This window comes from Agromyces excoecariae (genome assembly GCF_051715505.1).
Lineage (GTDB): Bacteria > Actinomycetota > Actinomycetes > Actinomycetales > Microbacteriaceae > Agromyces.
The window spans coordinates 795,960-818,489 of sequence record NZ_JBPSLA010000001.1 but is presented as its reverse complement, the minus strand read 5'-3'; the positions used below and the strand labels follow the sequence as shown (position 1 = coordinate 818,489).

The window sequence follows — 22,530 nt, the reverse complement described above, 5'->3', positions numbered from 1 at the left end:
GTCAGGCCTTCTTCCCGCGGCGCGCGAGGATGGCGACGGTGAGGCCGGCTGCGCCCACCGCGAGGCCGGTGATGCCGAGCACTCGGCCGACGACGTCGACCGAGCCCTGCGTCGCCGCCGTCTCCTCGGCCTCGTGCGCGTCGGCGTGCTCGTCCGTCGCCGCCTCGGCGTCGGCGTGGCCGTGCGCGTCGCCGGTCGCCTCGGTGACCTCGATCGCGGGAGCCGGCTTCTCGGGCTCCTCGCCGTCGGCGCCGACGGGCTCGCTCCAGTCGTTCTCGCCGTCGACGCAGGACTGCAGGACGGGGAACTCGAGGCGCTCGCCCGCCGCGTCCTCGGGCAGCAGCACCTGGACCTGGAAGGTCTCCCGGTAGCCGTCGGGCTGCGGGGTCGCGGCCGTGTACACGACCTGGCCGACTCGCTCGGCGACGACGTCGCCGTGCGCGCCCTCGACCGGCTCGTCGAGCTCGACCATGACCTTCTCGACGTCCCAACCCGGCTTCAGGGTCGGCGTCACCGAGAGGATCGACTCGGGGATCTCAACGGTGTACGACGTGGTCGGCGAGCCGTCGCAGCCGTGGCCGGAGGAGAACTCCAGGACGGCGTAGGACCCGGCGGAGGTCGAGCTCGGCGTGACCGAGACATGGGCCTGCGCCGCGAGGGGTGCGGCGAGGGCGAGCAGGGTGCCGGCGCCGAGGGCGGTCGCGGCGGCGGCGGTGGTGCGGGTGATGGGTCGCATCGGTGTCTTCTTCTCCAGGAGGGGGTGCGCGGACGGGCTGCCGCGTTCATCGGCAGTGGTTCGGCGCGTCGGCGCGAACGGATTCGGGAGCGTGACCGCTCAGGCGGCCGCGAGCCCTGCCGGCGGACCCCGGTGCCGAAGCGAGGAGAGGAGGAGGATGCCGAGCGCAGGCGGGCCGCCGCGGCGTGAGACCGGCGGGCGGGCGTCGCCTCGACGGGGCAGCGGGGAACCCGCGAGTGCCGCGACGAGCAGGCGGATGCCGCGCGCGAGCGCGCCGCCGACCGCGGCGACGGCGGCGGCGGAACGACCGAGCACGACGAGGAACGCGACCGTGAGCGCGGCGGCCGCAACGTGCGCCACGGGCATGGCCGCGTGGCCGTGGTCGACGGCGATGAAGGCGTCGAGCGGGATGGTGCCGCCGGCGTGCAGGGCGTGCGAGTCGGCGGCTGCCACTGAACCGCTGCGGCCGGACGCGCCGACCGAGTAGAGCAGGTGCAGGGCGGCCTGTGCGACGAGCGCGGCGATGGAGGCGCGGAGCAGCGGCATCCGCCCGCCGACCATCATCATCGCGACCGGGACGGAGAACGCGAACGCGAGGGCCAGGGCGACCGGGCCGGGCGGCGTGCCGCCGCCGACGGTGTGCGCGAGGGATGCCCCGAACACGGCGAATGCGGCGATCGCCGCGCCGCGCGCCGCGCGTGCACCCCGGGAAGTCACGCGACCAGCCTAACCGCCCGGCGGACACGCGAACGGCCCCGGGCGTCTCCGCCCGGGGCCGTCCGCGTCGAACCGTCTCAGCTCACAGCGGGAGCGTGAACGAGCTCGTCGTGCCCGTCGGGGTCGTGATCACGAAGCGCGAGTCCGCGGTGGCTCCCGCGGGGATCGCGAACGACACCGATGCACGACCGATCTCGTCGAAGGTCGACGGGCTCGGGAAGGACGGGTCGACCGTCGCGCTGTCGAGCTCGACGCCGTCGAGCGAGACCGTGACGGTGCCCGCCTTCGGCTCCGTCGTGCTGAAGTCGAGCGACGAGAGGTCGACCGTGGCCTGGCCTCCCGCGACGCTCACGACGTGGACGCCGACCGCGCGCTGGGCGTAGTCGGGCGACACGGTGCCGAACGTCTCGAAGTAGTCGACCATCGCCTCGAGGTCGATCTTGCCGCTGTCGGCCTTGTTCACGCCGTCGCGGAAGGTGACGAAGTTGTCGCCGCCCCCGGCGAGGAACGAGTTGGCGCCGACCGAGTACGTCGCCGCCGGGTCGAGCGCCACGCCGTCGAGCAGGATCTCGGTGATGTGGGAGCCCTGCGCGGCGGTCGGGTCGTACGTGTACGTCAGCCCCTCGTTGACACCGAGCTTGAGGAACGGACGCGATGCGCCGATGGGCTGCCACTGCTCCTCGAGGATGCCCTTGATCTGCGCGCCCGTGAGGTCGAGCGTGACGAGCGTGTTCGCGAAGGACTGCACGTTCGCGACCTCGCGGTACGTCGTGGAGCCCTGGTCGATGTCGGCGCGGAGGCCGCCGGGGTTCATGAACGTGATCTCGACGTCGCGGGTGCCGTCCTCGTTCAGGGCCCAGAGCTGGACGTCGGCGACGAGGTTGCCGAGCGTCGACTCCGCACCACGGTTCTCGACGAGTGCGGGCTGGCCGTTCACGATTCCGGGCTGCTGCGCCCGGTTGAGCGCTGCGTCGGTCTCGCCGATCACGACGTTGCCGAGTACGTTGGCGATCTCGGTCGCCTCGGTCACGATCGGCACGATCTCGGGGTCGGGCTCGGTCAGCCACTCCGTCACGTTGCCGCGGTTGTCGAAGGCGGTGGCCATCGTGTAGATGGTGTTCTCCATCTTGGTGATCTTCTTTCCCTTGCGGTCGAAGGAGATCTCCATGTTGCTGAAGCGCTCACCGTACTGTCCGCTCGAGATGACGGGGCGTCCGTCGATCACGTGGTTGTAGGGCAGGTGGGTGTGCCCCGAGACGATCGCGTCGATGTTGTCGTTCGCACCCAGCACGATCTTGCCGAAGCGGGAGTTCGGATCGGTGGCGGATTCGATCGACGTCGTGGCCGCACCCTCGTGGACCAGGAAGACGATGATGTCGGCCTCGCCGTTCTTCTGCTTCCCGTCGGAGAGCTGGTCGGCGACGCGGTTCGCCGCCTCGACCGGATCGCCGACGGTGATGTCCTCGATGCCGGTGGGGCTGACGAGGGAGGGCAGTTCGTCGGTCACGGCGCCGACGAAGCCGATGCGGACCTTGTCGAACTCCTGGATCCAGTACTCGGGCAGCGCCGGCTCACCGGTCTCCTTGTCGTAGACGTTCGCCCCGAGGTACTCCCACAGCGCGAGCGGCATCACTCGATCGGTGAGGTCGGCGAAGCCCTGGTCGAACTCGTGGTTGCCGACGGCACTGACCTCGAGGCCCGCTGCATTGAGGGCCTCGATCGTGGGCTCGTCCTGCTGGATGAACGACGTGAAGGTCGAGGCGCCGATCATGTCACCGGCGGCGGCGAAGACCGTGTTCGGGTTCTCGGCGCGGATCTGCTTGACCGCGGTCGACAGGCGGGCGATGCCCGCGGCGGTGCCGGACTGCTCGATGCGGCCGTGGAAGTCGTTCACGGTGACGAGGTTCATGTCGACCACGGTGTTCGCCAGGGCCTGCGGCGGGAGCTTGCCGTCGGGCGGCGCGGCCTGAGCCGACGCCACACCCCCGAGGGCGAGCGCGACCGCCGTCGCACCGGCGAGCGCGCCGGCGGCCGCGCGACCGCGGGTGCGCGTGAGGGACGTGGTGCGGCTCCGAGCCGCACGGGGGGAACGTTGCTGCATTGCGTGATCTCCTCTGCAAGGGCGGATGCGGGAGACCTGCCGTTGCGCTCCCCCGGCGTCGCACGTGCCCGCCCCGGGTTCGGGCCGACACTGCTCCGCAGCCTATGGGGCGGTCGCGGCCGGGGGAAGGGACTTGACCCAGTCGTCACGCGGCGTTCAACGAAACGGCCGATTTTGCTCGGATGAGCAGCGGCGCGTGCTCAGATGAGCAGGAACGAACGGTCGCCCTAGGCTGGACGACGATGCTCACCGCGGTCCTCTCGCTCTCCGGTGCGATCGTCTACGGCGCGGCGGACTTCCTCGGCGGCCTCGCCGCACGTCGCCTCGGCGCACTGCTGGCCACAGCCGTCGCCTCCGTGGCCGGCCTGGTCACGATGATCGCCGCGCTGCCCGTGCTCGGCGGCGCCTGGGCGCTCGCCGACCTCGGCTGGGGCGCGCTCTCGGGCGTGATCGGCGCCGTGGCGATCGCGCTGCTCTACGCCTGCCTCGCGATCGGCCCGATGAGCATCCTCTCCCCGCTCACCGCGCTCATGTCGGCGATCACGCCCATGCTCTGGGGCACGCTCGTCGGCGCGGAGCGGTTCGGCCCGCTCGGCGTGTGGGGCATCGGCATCGCGCTCGTCGCGGTCGTGCTCGTGGGATTCGTGCCGGAGCGCGGCGCGGTGAGGCCGAGCGCACGCGGCCTGCTCCTCGCGGTCGGCTCCGGGCTCGCGATCGGCGCCTACTACATCGCGATCTCCCACACGACGGATGCCTCGGGCGTGGTCCCGCTCATCGCCAATCGCGTCGTCTCGGCGACCGTGCTGTTCTCCGCCTTCGGTGCGCTGGCGGTGTTCGCCGCGCTGCGGGCGCGTTCGAGCGTTCCGGCCGCAGCCCCGGCACGGGAGAAGACGACGGTGCGAACGGCCTTCGCCCTCGCACTCGCGTGCGGCGTGGTCGACGCCACGGCGAACGTCCTGCTCCTGCTCGGCATCCGCGCGGGCGACCTCGCCGTGGCGGCGGTGCTGGGCGCGATGTACCCGGCGGGCACGATCCTGCTCGCCGCGATCGTGCTGCGCGAGCGGATCGCGCCGGTGCAGTGGGCCGGGCTCGCCCTCGCCCTCGCCGCCGCGGGCATGCTCGCGCTGGCCTGACCGGCCGCACGGCCCGCGATCGGGAGCGGCCGCAGCCCGCGGCGCTCCGTCGCCCGACCGCCGGCGCGCGGCACGTCCGGGCGTCAGATCCGGACGACCTCGGCGATCCGCACGACGGCGGTGCCCTCCTCGGCGGACGCCTCGAGGTCGACCTCGCCGCGGATCCGCCAGTCGTGGTGGCCCGCGGGGTCGTCGATCACCTGCTCGACGCGCCAGGTGCCGGCCGCGGCATCCGTCTCATCGATGGTCACGAGTCGCGGCGAGCGCGCGGGCCCGCCCGTGAGGATCTCGTCGTGCTCGTCGTAGTAGCGGTCGAGCACGTCGGGCCAGCCGACGTCGGGGTCGAGCTCGGCGAGCTCGTCGTCGCGCTGCAGTGCGGCGAGCTGCACGCGCCGGAAGAGCTCGTTGCGCACGAGCACCGTGAACGCGCGGCGGTTGGTGACGACCGACGGCGGCGCGGGCGGCACCACGGGCGCCTCGTCCTCGGGGAGGTGCGCGGTCGGGTCGACGAGCTCGGACCACTCGTCGACGAGGCTCGAGTCGACCTGGCGGACCAGCTCGCCGAGCCACTCGATGAGGTCGAGCAGCTCCTCGTCCTTGTGCTCGTCGGGCACCGTCTGCCGGATCGCCCGGAACGCGTCGGAGAGGTAGCGCAGCACGAGGCCCTCGCTGCGCTGCAGCTGGTAGAACGACACGTACTCGCCGAACGACATGCTCCGCTCGAACATGTCGCGCACGACCGACTTCGGGCTGAGCTCGAAGTCGCGCACCCAGGGCTGGCTCGACGCGAACGCCTCGAACGCGTGGGCGAGCAGCTCGTCGAGCGGCTTCGGCCAGGTGACCTCCTCGAGCAGCGCCATCCGCTCGTCGTACTCGATTCCGTCGGCCTTCATCGCGGCGACCGCCTCGCCACGCGCCTTGTACTGCTGCTGCGAGAGGATCGGGCGCGGGTCGTCGAGCGTCGACTCGATGATCGACACGACGTCGAGCGAGTAGTGGCCGGTGCCCTGCTCGCTCGTCTCCGGGTCGAGCAGTTCGATCGCGGCGAGCGCGAACGGCGACAGCGGCTGGTTCAGCGCGAAGTTCGGCTGGAGGTCGACCGTGAGCCGCAGGTCGACTCCGTACGTCCGGCCGGCCTCGACCGCCGGCGAGATGCGGACGACCTCGGCGTCGCGCAGGGTGCGCAGGATGCCGAGCGCGCGACGCGCGAGCTCGAACCGCCGGGCGCGCGGCTCGTGGTTGTCGAAGACGAGCGAGCGGATGGCACCGGCGACGTCGCCGCCGCGGCCGATCACGTTGATCAGCATGGCCGCGCTGAGGGACAGCTGGGGCGCGAGCGGCTCGGGCTCCGCGGCGACGAGCCGCTCGAACGAACCCTCGCCCCAGGTGACGAACCCGGCCTGCGGTTTCTTGCGGACGATCTTCTTCAGCTTCTTCGGGTCGTCGCCCGCCTTGCGGACCGCGGTCTCGTTCTCGATCTCGTGGTCGGGTGCGAGCACGACGACCGTGCCGGCGGTGTCGTAGCCGGCCCGGCCGGCTCGCCCCGCGATCTGGTGGAACTCGCGCGCGGAGAGCTGCCGCATCCGCTGCCCGTCGTACTTCGACAGCGCCGTGATGAGCACCGACCGGATCGGCACGTTGATGCCGACGCCGAGCGTGTCGGTGCCGCAGATCACGCGGAGCAGCCCGCGCTGCGCGAGCGTCTCGACGAGCCGGCGGTAGCGCGGGAGCATGCCCGCGTGGTGCACGCCGATGCCGGCCCGGACGAGGCGGGAGAGGATCTTGCCGAACCCGGTCGTGAAGCGGAATCCGCCGATCGCCTCGGCGATCTCGTCGCGCTGCTCGCGCGTGACGACCCGGATCGACGAGAGCGCCTGTGCGCGCTCCATCGCCGCGGCCTGCGAGAAGTGCACGATGTACACGGGCGCCTGCTTCGTCTCGAGGAGCTCCTCCACGGTCTCCTGCACGGGGGTCTTCGCGTACGAGAAGTGGAGCGGCACGGGCCGCTCGACGCCGGTCACGCGAGCGACGTCGCGGCCGGTGCGGCGCGCCAGGTCGTCGGCGATCGCGGTCACGTCGCCGAGCGTCGCCGACATGAGCACGAACTGCGCGTGCGGCAGCGTGATGAGCGGCACCTGCCACGCCCAGCCACGGTCGGGGTCGCCGTAGTAGTGGAACTCGTCCATGACGACCTGGTCGACCGCGGCATCCGCCCCCTGGCGGAGCGCGAGGTTCGCGAGGATCTCGGCCGTGCAGCAGATGATCGGCGCCTCGGCGTTGACCGAACTGTCGCCCGTGACCATGCCGACGTTCGCGGCCCCGAAGACGTCGACGAGCTGGAAGAACTTCTCGCTCACGAGCGCCTTGATCGGCGCGGTGTAGTACGTGCGGCCCCACGGCCGGCCCGCCTCGCGGTCGGCGGCGGTGCGGGCGACGGATGCCGCGTGCGCCGCGACCGCGACGAGCGACTTGCCCGTGCCCGTGGGCGTCGAGAGGATCACGTTCGCGCCCGTGACGAGCTCGATGACCGCCTCGTCCTGTGCCGGGTAGAGCGAGAATCCTCGACCCTCGGCCCAGCCGACGAACGCGTCGTACATCGCGTCGGGGTCGTACGGGCGCGGGGCGGCCTCGAGCAGGGTGGGGGTCATCCGATCGAGTCTGCCGCATGGGGCGCGGTCGCGCTCGCCCAGCGTTCGCGATCGGCGGTCGCGCGCGCCCTGGGGAAGGGGGGGGAGCCGGCCTGCGCTGCCCGTTCGGGTCGGGTTCAGCGCGGCCGGCTCTCCGGTCGGCTCCGCGGTGACAGTTCCCCCTGCGTGCCCGCGGTGCGCGACCGGGATCAACGGTACGGAGGACCCGCGAGACGGGCATCAGGGGTAGCACTGAAGATGCCGCATGGCACGTCGTCACGCGCGCGGAGATGCATCCCGGTCGGCCTCACCGTCGGCGGTCGGCCGCCTGCCGAGCCAGGAGACGACGACATCCGCGATCTCGTCGACGGGCGCGTCGGCGTCGACGGTCAGCGCGGGTTCGTCCACCGTCGGAGGTTCGAGGGTCGCGAGCTGGGAAGCCAGGAGCGTCGCGGGCATGAAATGGCCGAGCCGGGCGCCCGCGCGCTCGGCGAGCGCGGCATCCGAGAGGTGCAGGTGCACGAACCGCGTCGTCGGCGCCGCGCGGCGGATGCGATCGCGATAGGCCCGGCGGAGGGATGAGCAGGCGATCACCATCCCGTCGGGCGAAGACGCCGCCAGTGTCGAGCCGACGCTGTCGAGCCACGGCGCTCGATCATCGTCGTCGAGCGGGACGCCGGATCGCATCTTGTCGATGTTCGCCCGCGGATGGAGGTCGTCGGCGTCGGCGAACGGCACACCGAGTCGCTCGGCGAGCCGGGCGCCGACGGTGGACTTCCCCGAGGCCGACACCCCCATCACCACGACGGGGCCCGGTCCGGTCATCCCGCGCCTCCGCCTGGGACTTCGGGCGGGCGCACCGTCGGCCGCACCACCGACCGCACGTCGCCTCGCGCGACGAGCTCGACGATCGCCTCGACGGCGCGGAACACCCCCACGGCAAGCAGTTGCACGAGCAGCACCGGCCCGAGGAGCGCCAGCGGGTACGTGAGCGCGATCACGAGCCGGGCGAGGCCACCCCACGCGAGCGCGGCGAGCGCAGGCGCGACCGCGAGGAGCAGCCAGGCCGGGTGCGCGAGGACCGCGAGCACGATCGCGGCCACGACGGCCGCGACGCCGAGCGCGACCTGGGCGAGCAGCAGCCACCCCCGCCATCCGGCGTAGGTCCGCTCGCGGTCGGCCGAGACCCACGCCCACATGAGGCGGGCGCGGAGCACGGGCACGCCCTGCTCGCGGAGCGCGCGGTGGAAGACGTCGTCGTCTTCGCGTCGCTGCGCGAGCGCGGCCGCATCGTCGTCGAGCGCGGCCGCGGCGATCGACTGCGCGTCGTGCAGCACGGCGGGCGCCGACTGGCGGCCGTAGCTCGCGATCAGTCCCCACAGGGGCGTGGGGACCGACGCCAGGTCGGTGATGCCGACCGGCGGCGGCGCCTCGCCCTCGGCCGGCGCCCGGTACCTGCGACCGCTCGGGTCGTCGACGTAGACGACGGGCGCGCGCAGTGCGAACCGGTAGCCGTCGGCAGGGCGTTGGGCGAGCGGCAGCTCGTCGAGCGGTGCGCCGTCCTCGCGCAGGAAGGGCATTCGGGTCTCCTCGCCTCGGTGCGTCGCCCCATCCTGCCGCGTCCGACCGTCATGGCGGTACCGGGCGGATGGCGCGCCGGGCGGATGGCGCGCCGGCGCCGGAGGCGATTCGCATCGGCGGCCGAGCGGGGCCGGTCGACTACCCCAGCAGCACCGACACGAGCAGCAGCACCGGCACGGCGCCGACGGTCGTCACGAACACCGTGTCGCGCGCGACGACCTCTGCGGTGTCGTACCGCTGCGCGAAGTTGAACACGTTCTGGGCGGTCGGCAGCGCGGCGAGGACCGTGACGGCGTAGAGGTCGCGCCCCTCGAGCCCGAAGGCGAACGCGCCGACGGCCCAGGCGAGCGCCGGCATGACGGCGAGCTTCAGCGACGCCGCGATCACGACGTCGCGCAGGCCCGTGCCCGGCTCGAGCAGGCGAGTCCCGTGCAGCGACAGCCCGTAGGCGATGAGCATGAGCGGCACGGCCGCCTGCCCGATGAGGTGGATGGGATCCTGCACGATCGGCGGCAGTTCGATTCCCGAGACCGACACGAGCACGCCGAGGAGCGAGCCGATGATGATCGGGTTCGTGAACGTCGAGCGCAGGATGCCGCCGACCGACGTGCGCCCCTGGACGGCCGCACCGAGCACGGCGAGGGCGACCGGCGCGAAGAGCAGCAGCTGCAGCAGCACGATGGGCGCCGAGTACGCCGCGTTCCCGAGCAGGTAGAGCGCGATCGGGATGCCGATGTTGTTGCCGTTGACGTATCCGCTCGCCAGCGCGCCGATCGTCGTTCGTGCGACGCCGTGTCGGAGGATGAGCAGCGAGATCGTCGCGAACACGAGCATCACCGAGACGGCGGCGATGGCCGAGACCGGCAGCAGCGCCGAGAACAGCGCGTGCACGTCGGCGGTCGAGAGCACCGAGAACAGCAGGAACGGCGAGAGCACGCTGAAGTTGAGGCGCGCGAGCACCGGGCGCGCAGTCGGGCCGAGCACGCCCGTGCGCCCGGCGATCCAGCCGACGATGACGGCGACCGCGATGACCGCGAACCCGGTGAGGATGTCGATCACGCGTCACCTCGTGCCGGCGAGGCGGGGGAACCCGAGGGGAACGACGTCGATCCGTCCCGGGGGTTCCGCCCGGTCACCAGCGGTGGTGCACCGAGGCGCGGATGTCGCGGTCGTAGAGGTCGCGGACGGCCGCGTCGAACGACTCCGGGAGCTCGAGCGACCCGGCGGCCGCGTTCGCCCGTGCCTGGTCGGGGTTGCGCGCGCCGGGGATCACGGTTGAGACGCCGTCTTGACCGGCGACCCAGGCGAGCGCCACCTGCGCGGGCGTGGCATCCGGCGCCGCCTCGCGCGCGAGCGCCGAGAACTCGGACGCCGCGCGCACCCCGGTCGCGTAGTCGACGCCCGAGAAGGTCTCGCCGACGTCGAATGACTCGCCGTGGCGGTTGTACGAGCGGTGGTCGTTCGCAGCGAACTCGGTCTCGAGCGTGTAGCGGCCCGAGAGCAAGCCGCTCGCGAGCGGCACCCGCGCGATGATGCCGACGCCGTACTGCTTCGCGACCGGCAGCACCTCCTCCACGGGCTTCAGGCGGAATGCGTTGAGGATGATCTGCACGGTCGCCACGTTCGGCCGCGCGATCGCCGCGAGCGCCTCGTCGACCTTCTCGACGCTCACGCCGTACGCCGCGATGGCCCCCTCTGCCACGAGGGTGTCGAGCGCGTCGTACACCGCATCGTCGGAGTAGACGGAGGTCGGCGGGCAGTGCAGCTGGACGAGGTCGAGCGTGTCGACGCCGAGGTTGCGGCGGGACCGGTCGGTCCAGGCGCGGAAGTGGTCGAGGACGTAGTTCTCGTGCTCCTGGGGCATCCGTCGCCCCATCTTCGTCGCGACGGTCACGCCGGAACCCGGGTTCGCCGCGAGCCAGCGGCCGATGAGGGTCTCGGAGCGGCCATCGCCGTAGACGTCGGCGGTGTCGAACACGGTGACGCCGGCCTCGTGCGAGGCATCGAGCACCGCGAGCGCGTCGGCCTCGTCGACCTCGCCCCAGTCGGCGCCGAGCTGCCAGGTGCCGAGTCCGATGACCGAGACGGTGCGGCCGGTGCGGCCGAGGGTTCGGGTCTGCATGTGTGCTCCTCCTCGACGGATGTCCCCGACCGAGCCTAGCCGCGGGCAGACGCGATCAGCCGCGACGTCACCCGATCGGCACCGCCGGCCCGCTCACGACGATGCCGCCGGTGGTCGGGATGTCGACGACGAGCTCGCTCGGGCGCCCGACGTGTCGCCCCTGGGAGATCACGACGCGAGACGGCGGCGCGACGGCGCCGAGCTCGCGCAGGTACCCGCCGACCGCGGCCGCAGCGGCCCCCGTGGCCGGATCCTCGATGATCGAGCCGACCGGGAAGATGTTGCGGGCCTCGAATCGGAGTCCGCCGTCGGCGGCGTCGGCAGGGCGATGAAGCACGGTGATCGTCGCCGGCCACCCGTGCTCGTCCATGAGCGCGCGGGCCCGGTCCGGGTCGAACGTGAAGGCGTCGAACGACGGGGCGTCCGCGATCACCAGGATCGGGTGCCGATTGCCGGCGAAGGCGATGCGGGGCGGGTGTCGCTCGTCGAGCCCGTCGGCATCGAGCCCGACGAGGTCGAGCAGCTCGGCGAGCACGCTCGCCGGCATCGGCTCGACCCGCGGCTCGACGCTCGTGAACGAGGCGACGAGACGCCCGTCGACCTCGGCGGTCTCCATGTCGACCTCGCCGACGGGCGTGGCGAACCGGATCCGGCCCGGCCCCTCCCGCTCGGCGATCGCCACCGCGGTCGCGACGGTCGCGTGCCCGCAGAACGGGACCTCGGCGACCGGTGAGAAGTAGCGGATGTCGCACACCCCGCCGTGCCGTCCGGTGACGAACGCGGTCTCGGCGTACCCGACCTCGCCGGCGACGGCGAGCATCGCCGCGTCGTCGAGTCCGGCGGCGTCGAGCACGATCCCGGCGGGGTTGCCGCCGGCCGGGTCGGTCGTGAACGCGGCGTAGCGGAGGATCTCGGGCTGGTCGGGCATGCACTCCATGCTGCCGCGTGCCCCGCGCCTCGTCGCGGTCCGATTCGGAGCCGGTGGCCTGCCCGCGCGTGCCGGCATGACGCGAAGTGCTCGACGGGGCCGCCGTCGAGCACTCCGCGTCATCTCACGCTGGGCCGCCGGGACCGTCGGGGCCGTCGGGGCCGTCGGCGCCGAAGCGTGCGCGCGCGTCGACCGGGATGAGCGGTCGCTCGCCGCGCGCCCGGATCTCCTGCACGGCCCAGGTGTTGCCGTCGGGGTCGGCGAAGCCGAAGAAGGTGCCACCGTCTCGCGGGTCGATGACCTGGATGGGACCGGCGTCGACGCCCCGCGAGACGAGTTCGGCGCGCGCGGCCTCCGCGTCGGCGACGATGAGCTGCACGCCCTTCAGCGAGCCCGGCGGCATCTCGTTCTGCGCCGGCAGCGTGCCGATCACGATCGAGCAGCCGGATCCGGTCGGCGTCAGCTGCGCGAACCGGTGCTCGCCCGCGTGCGTGTCGTGGTCGAGCGCGAAGCCGACCCGATCGCGGTAGAACTCGATCGCACGGTCGATGTCGGCGACGGGGACGATGACGACCTCGAGGGTCCAGTCCATTGGGTCGTTCCTCTCCTCGGGTGGATGCGGCGGGCGGATGCCCCGGCTCAGCCGGCCAGCAGCGCGTCGAGCCGCTCGTAGCCCTCGATCACGCCCTTGGCCATGCCGTGCTCGACCATGGCGTCGCGCGCCTCGAGGCTCGGGTAGACGGCGTGGCCGCGCAGCCGCGTGCGTCCGTCGCCCAGGTCCTCGAAGCTCATCGACTCGATGCTCACGATGTCGGGCGCGCCCTCGAACTCGAAGGTCTGCACGGCGAACTCGTTCTCGCGGATCGAGTGGAACGTGCCGTTGAAGGCCCAGCGGCCGCCGTCGGGGTCGACGTGCACGTAGCGGTAGCCGCCCTGCGGCCGGAAGTCCCAGCGCTCGATCTGCATGTCGTAGCCGTTCGGGCCCAGCCACTGCCGGACCTTCTCGGGGTCGCGGTGCGCGTCGAAGACGGCGGCGACGGGCGCGTCGACCACGCGCTCGATGTCGACGTACGGCAGTCCTTCGGGGGCGTCGATGGTGACGGGGTTGGTGGTCTCGGTGGTCATGGTGTCAGTCCTGTTCGGCGGATGCCGAGGCGTCGCCGCCGTCGGCGGATGCGAGCAGCGCGTCGAGGCGACGGAAGCGCTGCTCGTGGATGAGGCGGTAGCGGTCGATCCACTCGGTGAGCGTCTCGAGCGCGGCCGCGTCGAGGTGCACGGGGCGACGCTGCGCGTCGCGACTCCGGGTCACGAGCCCTGCGGACTCGAGGACCTGGATGTGCTTCGACACCGCCTGGGTGGTGATGTCGAACGGTTCGGCGAGCTCGGTCACGGTCGCCGGCCCACGGCTGAGCCGGGCGACGATGCTGCGGCGCACCGGGTCGGCCAGCGCCATGAAGGCGCGGTCGAGCCGATCGTCGGCGGCTGCGGCATCCATTATTCAACCAATCGCTTGATCAACTATGTGGTTGTTAACGTACGCCGGCGTCCGCCGTTCGTCAAGGGCTCTCGCGGATGTCACCCGCCGGGTGCATGATCAGCCTGCGGACCGGCACGGCCCGCCCACGACGCCGAAGGAGACGCGCATGTCCGTCACGCTCAACCCCTACCTCAGCTTCCGCGACCAGGCCCGCGAGGCGATGGAGTTCTACCAGTCCGTGCTCGGCGGCGAACTGACGCTCAGCACGTTCGCCGACTTCGGCCAGGGCGACCAGGCCGCCGAGGCCGACAAGATCATGCACGGTCAGCTCACCGCCGATCACCTGACGCTCATGGGCGCGGACACGCCCAACGAGATGCCCTACGAAGCCGGCACGAACTTCGCGGTCTCGCTGAGCGGAGGCCCCGAGGACGAGTCCACGCTCCGCGGCTACTGGGAGGGCCTCTCCGACGGCGGCACGGTCGTCCTGCCGCTCGAGCAGTCGCCGTGGGGCGACGCGTTCGGCATGCTGAGCGATCGGTTCGGGGTGCAGTGGATGGTGAACATCGGCCAGGCCGCGCCGACCGAGGGCTGACCCGCCGGGGCGCCGCACGATCCCCGGAAACGACGGACGCCGGGGCGGGGGATGCGGCGCACCCGCGGCCGGGGTTGGGGGGGCCCCGCCCCCCTGGGGTCGCCCGGCGGGGGCCCCCCCCCCCCCCCCCCCCCCCCGCCCGCGGGGCCGCCCCCCCCCCCCCCCCCGCGTCCGGGATGCGGGCGGCATCGCCCGCGCGCGATCAGATCGCGCGGATGTTCTCGGCCTGGAGGCCCTTCTGACCCTGGACCACGTCGAACTCGACGTTCTGGCCCTCCTCGAGCGAGCGGTAGCCGCTGCCCGTGATCGCGCTGAAGTGCGCGAAGACGTCGGGGCTCCCGTCGGCGGGAGCGATGAAGCCGAAGCCCTTTTCGGCGTTGAACCACTTGACGGTTCCGGTTGCCATGCTGCTGTGTCCTTCGTTCGAACCGGGCCGAACGGTTCGGCCCGTCACGTTCGGCCGTTCGGCCGTCCGCAGGCCCGACGGCGGATGCCGGCGGGCGGTGGTCCGAGGGCCGACCGTGCGTCGCACGCGCTGCCCTCGGTCTCGGGTCATGCCTGCGGAACGTGCCGCCTCCGGGCAATCGATCGTGATACGGGCGGGCGCCCGCGTATGTGGAGGAACTTCGAGCGTAGCCCATTCCCCCGCGGCTGCACAGGTGACCGACGTCTCTGCGTCATGCTCGGATGGGGACCGCTCCCCCTCCGGTCGGCCGTGCGCCGCCGCTAGAGTGACCGGGTGTCGAGCCCCGCACCCGAGTCCGCAGCATCCGCCCCCGCCCCCGCGGCGTGGCGACTCGCGCTCGTCGGGGTGGTCGGCGGACTGCTCTCCGGGCTCTTCGGCGTCGGCGGCGGCATCGTCATGGTCCCGCTCCTCATCCTCCTCGCGGGCATGGACCAGCGGCGGGCATCGGCGACATCGCTCGCCGCCATCGTGCCGACCGCGCTCGTGGGCTCGATCGCGTACCTCGTGAACGGCCAGGTCGACCTCGTCGCCGCCGCGCTCGTCGCACTCGGGGGCGTCGTCGGCGGATGGATCGGCGCGACCCTCCTGGCCAAACTCCCGCTCGAGTGGCTGCGATGGCTGTTCATCGTGCTGCTCGTCGTGGTCGCGATCCGCCTCGCGTTCGGCACGCCCGACCGCGCGGCCGACCCCGTGCCCCTGGAGCCGGGCCCTGCGCTCGGACTCGTCGCGCTCGGCCTCGTCGTCGGCATCGCCTCCGGGCTGTTCGGCGTCGGAGGCGGACTCATCATGGTGCCCGCGTTCATCACGCTCTTCGGCCTCGGCGACCTGATCGCCCGCGGCACCTCGCTCGTCGCGATGATCCCGACGGCCGTGAGCGGGTCGGCGAAGAACGTCCGCGGCGGCCTCGTCGACCTGCGCACCGCCGTCGTCGTCGGCGCCGCAGCGACGCTCGCGGCGCTGCCCGGGGTCGCGCTCGCGTTCCTCATCCCTCCCACGGTGGGCGGATGGCTCTTCGCCGCGCTGCTCGTCGTCGCCGCCGTCCAGCTGGCCGTCCGGGCCATCCGGGCCCGCCGTCGCGGGGCGGCGTGACCGCGGGCGAACCCGGTCGGGCGGGGTGGCATCCCGACCCGAGCGAGTCGGGCACGCTGAGGTACTGGGACGGCACCGGCTGGACGCCGCACACCACCGTCGGCACCGGCGCCCCGAGCACGATCGCGGCGGACCCGTCACTGCACCTCACAGCTCGGCTGCCCGAGGCCGTCGCGGAGCACACGACGCTCCCGCTGGCCCCCGGCGTCGTCTCCGCCGAGCGCGAGGACGCCGCACGTCGGCTCGCGCTCGCCGGCGCCCTCACCGCGGCGCTCTCCCTGTTCGTCGCGTGCGCCGCGCTCGGCATCGCGCTCGCGACCTGATCCGGCCGTGGCGGATGATCGACGCATGAGCGACGCATCCGCCCCCCGCCTCGACGCCGACGCGCGGCATCCGTCCCTGACCTTCCGCCGCGCCGCGGTCGACGACCACGCCCGGGTGGTCGCCGCCATCGGCCCGTGGTGGGAGCGCCTCGGCGCCGACCGGCTCGCGCTGCTGCTGCCCCGGCTGTTCTTCCAGCACTTCGCCGACACGTCGACGATCGTCGACGACGAGCAGGGCGAGCTGGCCGGGTTCCTCATCGGCTTCCGATCGCAGTCGCAGCCCCACGTCGCGTACATCCACTTCGTCGGCGTGCGCCCCGACCAGCGGCACACCGGGCTCGCTCGCACCCTCTACGAGCGGTTCTTCGAGGCGATGCGGGCGAGCGGATGCCGCAGGGTCGACGCGATCACCGGACCGCCGAACGTGCGCTCGCAGGACTTCCATCGCGCGATGGGCTTCGAGCTCACGGGCGACACGATCATCGACGGCGTTCCCGCGTGGCGCGACTACGACGGGCCGGGCGAACATCGCGTGGGGTTCACGCGTCCGCTGTAGCGGCCCCGGCTCGCTCCACTGCAGCGAACCCGGTCCGGACCTCGCCCGGCGAACGCCCGGATCGACTAGCAGAGGCATCCGCCCCTGACAAGGGCTGTGATCGATCGGCGCACGGCACGTAGCGTGGCCGTCGACGTCGCACCCGAACGCGACGCACGATCGGAAGGGGGCCCCGAATGGGCGAGTCCGACAAGATCGGCAACAAGGCCGAGGAGCTCAAGGGCAAGGCCAAGGAGGCCACCGGCAAGGCGACCGACAACGAGCGCCTCGAGGCCGAGGGCCGGGGCGACCAGGCCAAGGCCAACCTCAAGCAGGCCGGCGAGAACGTGAAGGACGCCTTCAACTCGTAACGGCTCAGCACTGATGGGGCGCGCATCGCGGGGGTGCGCGTCCCATCATCATGTCCGGCCCGGTGCCGGTCGATCCGGGGAGCGACCGGTACCGACCGGGGATCCTCCTCCGTTTCGATTCCGCCATGAGCGATATCCGCCGTCCGACGGATGTCGGTGGCATCCGGTTGGATGCAGACTTGACGATGCGACTCGGGCGGAGCCCCGAGCCTCGGCGACGCGGCATCCCGCGTTCTCACACCCCGTTTGCTCTCGCGGAGAATCATGCTCGGACGACTCCTCATCCGCTACCTGAAGCCCTACCGGTGGCTCATCGCCGGCGTGCTCCTGTTCCAGTTCATGTCGGTCCTCGCGACGCTCTACCTGCCGAGCCTCAACGCCGACATCATCGACGAGGGCGTCTCGAAGGGCGACACCGGCTACATCTGGTCGACCGGCACCTTCATGCTCGCCATCTCGTTCGGCCAGATCGTCGCGGCGATCATCGCCACGTACTTCGCGGCCAAGGCCGCGATGCGCGTCGGCCGCGACCTCCGCAACGACATCTTCGACAAGGTGAGCGCCTTCAGCGAGCGCGAGGTCTCGCACTACGGGCCGGGCTCGCTCATCACGCGCAACACGAACGACGTGCAGCAGGTGCAGATGCTCGCCATGATGGGTGCGACCATGCTCGTGAGCGCGCCGCTCATGGCGGTCGGCGGCATCATCATGGCGCTGCAACAGGACGTCGGGCTGAGCTGGCTCATCTGGGTGTCGGTGCTCACGATCCTCGTGGTCGCCGGGCTCGTGATCAGCCGGATGGTGCCCCTCTTCCGCAACTACCAGAAGCGCCTGGACGCCGTGAACCGCATCCTCCGCGAGCAGCTGACCGGCATCCGGGTGGTGCGCGCATTCGTCCGCGAGCCCATCGAGGAGGAGCGGTTCGAAGGCGCGAACCACGACATCATGGACGTCGGGCGCCGAGTCGGCACCCTGTTCATCACGCTGTTCCCGCTCTTCATGCTCGTGCTGAACCTGACCGTGATCGGCGTGATCTGGTTCGGAGCGACCGAGGTCGACGCCGGCAACGTCCAGGTCGGCACGCTCTTCGCCTTCATGCAGTACGTCGGCGTGATCCTCGGCGGCGTGCTCATGGCCGCGTTCACGACGATCATGATCCCCCGCGCCGCCGTCTCGGCGGAGCGGATCGGCGAGGTGCTCGCCACCGAGACCACGCTGCCGCGCCCCGAGCACCCGGTCTCCGAGTTCCCCGCACCGGGCACGGTCGAATTCCGCGACGTCGCGTTCGCCTACCCGGGTGCCGAGCACGCGGTCGTCGAGGGCGTCTCGTTCCGCGCCGACCGGGGCGAGACCGTGGCGATCGTCGGCTCGACCGGCGCGGGCAAGACCACGCTCGTCTCGCTCATACCGCGCCTGTTCGACGTGACCGGCGGTGCCGTCCTCGTGAACGGCACCGATGTGCGCGAGGCCGACCTCGACGAGCTCTGGAAGACGATCGGACTCGTGCCCCAGCGGCCGTTCCTCTTCGCCGGCACCGTCGCGTCGAACCTGCGCTTCGGCCGAGAGGAGGCCACCGACGAGGAGCTCTGGCACGCCCTCGAGATCGCCCAGGGCCGCGACTTCGTGGCGGCGATGGAGGGCGGGCTCGACGGCCGCATCTCGCAGGGCGGCACGAACGTCTCCGGCGGTCAGCGCCAGCGGCTCGCGATCGCGCGGGCGATCGTGCACCGACCCGAGATCCTCGTGTTCGACGACTCGTTCTCGGCCCTCGACCTCACGACCGACGCGAGACTCAGGCAGGCGCTCTGGCGGGAGTTGCCGGAGGTGACCAAGGTGGTCGTCGCCCAGCGCGTTTCGACCATCACCGACGCCGACCGCATCGTCGTCCTGGAAGACGGGCGCGTCGTCGGGATCGGTCGACACGACGACCTCGTCGAGACCTGCCAGACCTACCGCGAGATCGTCGAATCCCAGCTCGGAGTGGAGGCGCAGGCATGAGCCGCGACACCAGCACCCCCAAGGGCCGCGGCCGCGGTGGCCGCAGCCGCGCCGAAGCCACCGCGCAGGAGGCCCAGCAGCCCACGCTCGAGCAGCTCGAGGAGCAGCAGCTCGCCGAGGAGGCGCGCATCAACTCCGGATCGTGGGACTCGGTCGCACCCGGCAAGGCGCAGGACTTCGGTCGCAGCTTCCGTCGGATGCTCGGACTCCTGGCGCCGTGGAAGTGGTCGTTCGCGTTCGTCTCGCTCCTCGGCGCGATCGGCGTCGTGCTCACCGTCATCGCCCCCAGGGTGCTCGGCGAGGCCACGAACGTCATCTTCGAGGGGTGGATCTCGCTCCAGCTGCCCGCGGGCGTGACCCAGCAGCAGGTCGTCGAGCAGCTCCGCGCGGCGGGTCAGGAGGACCTCGCGAACATCGTGGGCGCTGCGACGCTGACGCCCGGCGAGGGCATCGACTTCGTGCGGCTCAGCCAGCTCATCATCATCGTGCTGATGCTCTACGTCGTGGCGTCGATCCTCTCCTGGGTGCAGGGCTACGTGATCAACGTGATCATGGTGCGGGCGATGTACGGGCTCCGCGAGCAGGTCGAGGCGAAGGTCCACCGCCTGCCGCTCAGCTACTTCGACCGCACCCAGCGCGGCGAGCTCATCTCGCGCGTGACGAACGACATCGACAACATCACCCAGACGATGCAGCAGTCGCTGTCGAGCGCGCTGACGAGCATCCTCACCGTCATCGGCGTCCTCGTGATGATGTTCTCCATCTCCTGGCAGCTCTCGCTCGTCGCGCTCGTCGCACTGCCCCTCATGGGCGTGATCTTCGGCATCATCGGGCCGAAGTCGCAGGCCGCGTTCGGCATCCAGTGGCGCAAGGTCGGGCGCCTCAACGCCCGAGTCGAGGAGTCGTTCTCGGGGCACGCGCTCGTCAAGGTGTTCGGGCGCGAGCAGGACGCGAGCGAGAAGTTCCGCGCCGAGAACGAGGAGCTCTACGAGGCCGCCTTCAAGGCGCAGTTCCTCTCCGGCATCATCATGCCGGGCATGATGTTCGTCGGGAACCTCACCTACGTCGGCATCGCGGTGCTCGGCGGGCTCATGGTCGCCGGCGGCCAGCTCCGGCTCGGCGACGTGCAGGCCTTCATCCAGTACTCGCAGCAGTTCACCCAGCCGCTCTCGCAGCTCGGCGGCATGGCCGCCGTCGTCCAGTCCGGCACGGCCTCGGCCGAGCGCGTGTTCGAACTGCTCGACGCCGACGAGGAGGAGGCCGACGCCGCCGACTCGCCCGAACCGGTCGACGGCCGGGGCGTCATCGAGTTCGACCACGTCTCGTTCTCGTACACGCCCGACCGCCCGCTCATCCGCGACCTCTCGTTCCGGGTCGAGCCCGGCCAGACCGTCGCGATCGTCGGCCCGACCGGCGCCGGCAAGACGACGCTCGTGAACCTCGTCATGCGGTTCTACGAGCTCGACGGCGGGCGCATCCTCATCGACGGCCAGGACATCGCCGAGCTCACACGGCACGACGTGCGTGCGCGTACCGGCATGGTGCTCCAGGACCCGTGGCTGTTCGGCGGCACGATCCGCGAGAACATCCGCTACGGCCGCCAGGCGGCGACCGATGACGAGATCGTCGACGCAGCGCGCGCGACCTACGTCGACCGGTTCGTCCACTCGCTGCCCGACGGGTACGACACGGTGCTCGACGAGGACGCCTCGAACGTCTCGGCCGGCGAGAAGCAGCTCATCACGATCGCGCGTGCGTTCGTCGCGCAGCCGAGCGTGCTGATCCTCGACGAGGCGACGAGCTCGGTCGACACCCGTACCGAGCTGCTGCTGCAGCACGCCATGGCGGCGCTCCGCGAGGGCCGCACGTCCTTCGTCATCGCCCACCGTCTCTCGACGATCCGCGACGCCGACCTCATCCTCGTCATGGAGCACGGCGACATCGTCGAGCAGGGCACGCACGACGAGCTCATCGCGGCGAAGGGCGCCTACTTCCGCCTGTACAACTCGCAGTTCGAGCAGGCGGCCTACGACGTCGACGCCGAGCTCGCGATGGAGGCCGAGGCCGCGGTCGGCACGCCGGGCGAGGCGGCACTCGCGTTCGACGGCGGCGCAGGGGAGGCGTCGGCCGAGGCGCCCGTGAACTGACCTGATGCCACGGAGCGCGGAGTCGGACGCGGTCCGGCTCCGGGGGTAGCCTCGTAGGGCTGTGACGATCCCCACTCCGCTTCCCATCGCCCCGACGTGGCGCCTGTGGCTGGTGTGGGGCGTGGGGGTCGCGGCCTACATCGTCTCGGTCACGAACCGCTCATCGCTCTCGGCGGTCGGCGTCGACGCCGCGGTGCGGTTCGACGCCGATGCGTCCACGCTGTCGATGTTCGCCGTGATCCAGCTGGCGGTGTACGGCGGCATGCAGATCCCGGTCGGCCTGCTCCTCGACAAGTTCGGCGCGAGGCCGATCATCACCGCGGGCATGGCCCTCATGGCGGTCGGGCAGCTCGTGCTCGCGTTCGCGCCCGATGTCGGCTGGGCGATCTTCGCGCGCATGCTGCTCGGCGCGGGCGACGCGGCGGTCTTCCCGAGCGTGCTGCGCGTGATCGCGGTCTGGTTCCCCGAGCGCCAGGCCCCGTTCATGGTTCAGGTGACGGGCCTCGTCGGGCAGTCGGGGCAGATCCTGGCCGTGCTCCCGCTCGCGGCGCTGCTGCACGCCACGAGCTGGAGCGTCGCCTTCGGTGCGCTCGCCGGCCTCGGCGCGCTGTTCACGGTGCTCACGTTCGCGGTGATCCGCAACCGGCCACCGGGTCGCGCGGAGGACGTCTCGGTCGACACCGTCACCGGAGCCATCCACGTCGTCCGTTCGTCGGCCGACCTCCGCCAGGGCTTCCGCGAGTCGTGGGCGCACCCGGGAACGCGACTGGCGTTCTGGTCGCACTTCACGACCCCGTTCTCGGGCACGGCGTTCGTGCTGCTCTGGGGCTTCCCGTTCCTCACCGTCGGCGAGGGCCTCACCCCGGCCATGGCGTCGCTGCTGTTCACGGTGTACGTCGTCTTCGGCATCCTCGTCGGTCCGGTGATCGGGGCGCTCTCGATCCGCCATCCGACCAACCGCTCGCGCCTGCTCGTGCTCCCCGTGATCGGCATCCAGGTCGTCGCGTGGCTCGCCGTCATCCTGTGGCCCGGGCCGGCGCCGCTCTGGCTGCTCTTCGCCCTCGCGTTCGCGATGAGCACGGGCGGCCCCGGCTCGATGATCGGCTTCGACCACGCTCGCACCTTCAATCCGAGCCATCGCCTCAGCACGGCGACGGGCATCACGAACGTGGGCGGCTTCCTCGCGGCGCTCCTCGCCATCCTCCTCATCGGCATCGCGATGGACGCGCAGGGGGCCGGCACGCCCGCGACGTACACGCTCGACGCGTTCCGGATCGCGTTCCTCACGCAACTGCCGCTGTGGGCGCTCGGTTCGCTGTTCATCGTCATCGAGCGGCGCCGCACGCGCATCCACGTCGGGCTCGACGAGCCGCGATCCCGGCGTCGCGCGCGCGGGCTCTGACCCGGGCCCCCACTGCCCGCCGCCGACCCCCGCGCCCAAGCCACGCCCCCGCGCTCCGCGTCTCCGCGTCCATCGGACGAATCGGGCGGCTCCGCGAGCGCACCGGCGCCGAATCGCGTCCGATCGGCGCCTCCGGCGGCGGATGACGCGTCCCGTGCGCAGCCGCGAGGCGCGCGCCGCCT

The 22,530-nt window shown here is 71.9% G+C and carries 22 protein-coding genes; 9 read left to right on the top strand and 13 right to left on the bottom strand.

The window, feature by feature from the left end:
* Position 1: 1 nt before the first annotated feature.
* From ACSJD1_RS03770 to ACSJD1_RS03760, 3 genes are all read right to left on the bottom strand, one after another.
* The gene (locus ACSJD1_RS03770; RefSeq protein WP_438853975.1) at positions 2-736 is read right to left on the bottom strand and encodes a YcnI family copper-binding membrane protein; all 735 of its coding nucleotides are present in this window, start codon (positions 734-736) and stop codon (positions 2-4) included.
* 99 nt (positions 737-835) lie between these two features.
* A complete protein-coding gene (locus ACSJD1_RS03765) occupies positions 836-1,453 on the bottom strand; it encodes a hypothetical protein (RefSeq protein ID WP_438853974.1) in 618 nt (205 codons plus the stop codon).
* Positions 1,454-1,535: 82 nt separating this feature from the next.
* Complete coding sequence (locus tag ACSJD1_RS03760) at positions 1,536-3,554, bottom strand: bifunctional metallophosphatase/5'-nucleotidase (protein WP_438853973.1); 2,019 nt, start codon at positions 3,552-3,554, stop codon at positions 1,536-1,538.
* A 242-nt stretch (positions 3,555-3,796) separates the two neighbouring features.
* Here ACSJD1_RS03760 and ACSJD1_RS03755 point away from each other — a divergent pair, with 242 nt between their 5' ends.
* Positions 3,797-4,687 (top strand): EamA family transporter, encoded by an 891-nt coding sequence (locus ACSJD1_RS03755; protein ID WP_438853972.1) that lies wholly within the window; start codon positions 3,797-3,799, stop codon positions 4,685-4,687.
* 83 nt (positions 4,688-4,770) lie between these two features.
* Here the strand turns inward: ACSJD1_RS03755 and ACSJD1_RS03750 are convergent, their stop codons facing one another.
* The 9 genes from ACSJD1_RS03750 to ACSJD1_RS03710 form a co-directional block, all read right to left on the bottom strand.
* Positions 4,771-7,335 carry a DEAD/DEAH box helicase gene (locus ACSJD1_RS03750; RefSeq protein ID WP_438853971.1) on the bottom strand — a complete coding sequence of 855 codons (2,565 nt, stop codon included), beginning with the start codon at positions 7,333-7,335 and terminating at the stop codon, positions 4,771-4,773.
* Between the two features lie 255 nt (positions 7,336-7,590).
* Entirely contained in the window at positions 7,591-8,139 is a 549-nt protein-coding gene (locus ACSJD1_RS03745) for a gluconokinase (protein ID WP_438853970.1), read from the bottom strand.
* On the bottom strand, positions 8,136-8,894 hold the full coding sequence (locus ACSJD1_RS03740) for a DUF1353 domain-containing protein (protein ID WP_438853969.1): 759 nt from the start codon (positions 8,892-8,894) through the stop codon (positions 8,136-8,138). The genes ACSJD1_RS03745 and ACSJD1_RS03740 overlap by 4 nt, the downstream gene beginning before the upstream one ends.
* 139 nt (positions 8,895-9,033) lie before the next feature.
* Entirely contained in the window at positions 9,034-9,954 is a 921-nt protein-coding gene (locus ACSJD1_RS03735) for an AEC family transporter (RefSeq protein ID WP_438853968.1), read from the bottom strand.
* 73 nt (positions 9,955-10,027) lie between these two features.
* Positions 10,028-11,017: an aldo/keto reductase gene (locus ACSJD1_RS03730; protein ID WP_438853967.1), complete on the bottom strand. Its 990-nt coding sequence runs from the start codon at positions 11,015-11,017 to the stop codon at positions 10,028-10,030.
* A gap of 67 nt (positions 11,018-11,084) precedes the next feature.
* Entirely contained in the window at positions 11,085-11,945 is an 861-nt protein-coding gene (locus ACSJD1_RS03725; RefSeq protein ID WP_438853966.1) for a PhzF family phenazine biosynthesis protein, read from the bottom strand.
* A gap of 124 nt (positions 11,946-12,069) precedes the next feature.
* A complete protein-coding gene (locus ACSJD1_RS03720) occupies positions 12,070-12,537 on the bottom strand; it encodes a VOC family protein (RefSeq protein WP_438853965.1) in 468 nt (155 codons plus the stop codon).
* A 47-nt stretch (positions 12,538-12,584) separates the two neighbouring features.
* Positions 12,585-13,070: an SRPBCC family protein gene (locus tag ACSJD1_RS03715; protein ID WP_438853964.1), complete on the bottom strand. Its 486-nt coding sequence runs from the start codon at positions 13,068-13,070 to the stop codon at positions 12,585-12,587.
* Positions 13,071-13,074: 4 nt separating this feature from the next.
* On the bottom strand, positions 13,075-13,440 hold the full coding sequence (locus ACSJD1_RS03710; protein WP_438853963.1) for an ArsR/SmtB family transcription factor: 366 nt from the start codon (positions 13,438-13,440) through the stop codon (positions 13,075-13,077).
* A gap of 148 nt (positions 13,441-13,588) precedes the next feature.
* Here ACSJD1_RS03710 and ACSJD1_RS03705 point away from each other — a divergent pair, with 148 nt between their 5' ends.
* Positions 13,589-14,017, top strand: a complete 429-nt coding sequence (locus ACSJD1_RS03705; RefSeq protein WP_438853962.1) for a VOC family protein — start codon at positions 13,589-13,591, stop codon at positions 14,015-14,017.
* A 202-nt stretch (positions 14,018-14,219) separates the two neighbouring features.
* Here ACSJD1_RS03705 and ACSJD1_RS03700 read toward each other — a convergent pair whose 3' ends face one another.
* Positions 14,220-14,423, bottom strand: a complete 204-nt coding sequence (locus tag ACSJD1_RS03700; protein WP_400996499.1) for a cold-shock protein — start codon at positions 14,421-14,423, stop codon at positions 14,220-14,222.
* A 333-nt stretch (positions 14,424-14,756) separates the two neighbouring features.
* On the opposite strand from ACSJD1_RS03700, the gene ACSJD1_RS03695 reads away from it, so the two are divergent.
* The 7 genes from ACSJD1_RS03695 to ACSJD1_RS03665 all read left to right on the top strand — a co-directional run bounded on the left by ACSJD1_RS03695 (position 14,757) and on the right by ACSJD1_RS03665 (position 22,348).
* Positions 14,757-15,572: a sulfite exporter TauE/SafE family protein gene (locus ACSJD1_RS03695; RefSeq protein ID WP_438853961.1), complete on the top strand. Its 816-nt coding sequence runs from the start codon at positions 14,757-14,759 to the stop codon at positions 15,570-15,572.
* Positions 15,569-15,895 carry a DUF2510 domain-containing protein gene (locus ACSJD1_RS03690; RefSeq protein WP_438853960.1) on the top strand — a complete coding sequence of 109 codons (327 nt, stop codon included), beginning with the start codon at positions 15,569-15,571 and terminating at the stop codon, positions 15,893-15,895. The genes ACSJD1_RS03695 and ACSJD1_RS03690 overlap by 4 nt, the downstream gene beginning before the upstream one ends.
* 25 nt (positions 15,896-15,920) lie before the next feature.
* Entirely contained in the window at positions 15,921-16,451 is a 531-nt protein-coding gene (locus ACSJD1_RS03685) for a GNAT family N-acetyltransferase (RefSeq protein ID WP_438853959.1), read from the top strand.
* A 176-nt stretch (positions 16,452-16,627) separates the two neighbouring features.
* Positions 16,628-16,801, top strand: a complete 174-nt coding sequence (locus ACSJD1_RS03680; RefSeq protein ID WP_438853958.1) for a CsbD family protein — start codon at positions 16,628-16,630, stop codon at positions 16,799-16,801.
* A gap of 264 nt (positions 16,802-17,065) precedes the next feature.
* The gene (locus ACSJD1_RS03675) at positions 17,066-18,799 is read left to right on the top strand and encodes an ABC transporter ATP-binding protein (RefSeq protein ID WP_438853957.1); all 1,734 of its coding nucleotides are present in this window, start codon (positions 17,066-17,068) and stop codon (positions 18,797-18,799) included.
* Complete coding sequence (locus ACSJD1_RS03670; RefSeq protein ID WP_438853956.1) at positions 18,796-20,946, top strand: ABC transporter ATP-binding protein; 2,151 nt, start codon at positions 18,796-18,798, stop codon at positions 20,944-20,946. The genes ACSJD1_RS03675 and ACSJD1_RS03670 overlap by 4 nt, the downstream gene beginning before the upstream one ends.
* Positions 20,947-21,007: 61 nt before the next feature.
* Entirely contained in the window at positions 21,008-22,348 is a 1,341-nt protein-coding gene (locus tag ACSJD1_RS03665; RefSeq protein ID WP_438853955.1) for an MFS transporter, read from the top strand.
* The last annotated feature ends 182 nt before the right edge of the window (positions 22,349-22,530 follow it).

Coding starts and splice junctions, on each gene's coding strand:
- ACSJD1_RS03770 (WP_438853975.1), bottom strand. CDS start 736: ATGCGACCCATCACCCGCACCACCGCCGCCGCCGCGACCGCCCTCGGC.
- ACSJD1_RS03760 (WP_438853973.1), bottom strand. CDS start 3,554: ATGCAGCAACGTTCCCCCCGTGCGGCTCGGAGCCGCACCACGTCCCTC.
- ACSJD1_RS03755 (WP_438853972.1), top strand. CDS start 3,797: ATGCTCACCGCGGTCCTCTCGCTCTCCGGTGCGATCGTCTACGGCGCG.
- ACSJD1_RS03750 (WP_438853971.1), bottom strand. CDS start 7,335: ATGACCCCCACCCTGCTCGAGGCCGCCCCGCGCCCGTACGACCCCGAC.
- ACSJD1_RS03745 (WP_438853970.1), bottom strand. CDS start 8,139: ATGACCGGACCGGGCCCCGTCGTGGTGATGGGGGTGTCGGCCTCGGGG.
- ACSJD1_RS03740 (WP_438853969.1), bottom strand. CDS start 8,894: ATGCCCTTCCTGCGCGAGGACGGCGCACCGCTCGACGAGCTGCCGCTC.
- ACSJD1_RS03730 (WP_438853967.1), bottom strand. CDS start 11,017: ATGCAGACCCGAACCCTCGGCCGCACCGGCCGCACCGTCTCGGTCATC.
- ACSJD1_RS03725 (WP_438853966.1), bottom strand. CDS start 11,945: ATGCCCGACCAGCCCGAGATCCTCCGCTACGCCGCGTTCACGACCGAC.
- ACSJD1_RS03720 (WP_438853965.1), bottom strand. CDS start 12,537: ATGGACTGGACCCTCGAGGTCGTCATCGTCCCCGTCGCCGACATCGAC.
- ACSJD1_RS03715 (WP_438853964.1), bottom strand. CDS start 13,070: ATGACCACCGAGACCACCAACCCCGTCACCATCGACGCCCCCGAAGGA.
- ACSJD1_RS03710 (WP_438853963.1), bottom strand. CDS start 13,440: ATGGATGCCGCAGCCGCCGACGATCGGCTCGACCGCGCCTTCATGGCG.
- ACSJD1_RS03705 (WP_438853962.1), top strand. CDS start 13,589: ATGTCCGTCACGCTCAACCCCTACCTCAGCTTCCGCGACCAGGCCCGC.
- ACSJD1_RS03700 (WP_400996499.1), bottom strand. CDS start 14,423: ATGGCAACCGGAACCGTCAAGTGGTTCAACGCCGAAAAGGGCTTCGGC.
- ACSJD1_RS03685 (WP_438853959.1), top strand. CDS start 15,921: ATGAGCGACGCATCCGCCCCCCGCCTCGACGCCGACGCGCGGCATCCG.
- ACSJD1_RS03680 (WP_438853958.1), top strand. CDS start 16,628: ATGGGCGAGTCCGACAAGATCGGCAACAAGGCCGAGGAGCTCAAGGGC.
- ACSJD1_RS03675 (WP_438853957.1), top strand. CDS start 17,066: ATGCTCGGACGACTCCTCATCCGCTACCTGAAGCCCTACCGGTGGCTC.
- ACSJD1_RS03670 (WP_438853956.1), top strand. CDS start 18,796: ATGAGCCGCGACACCAGCACCCCCAAGGGCCGCGGCCGCGGTGGCCGC.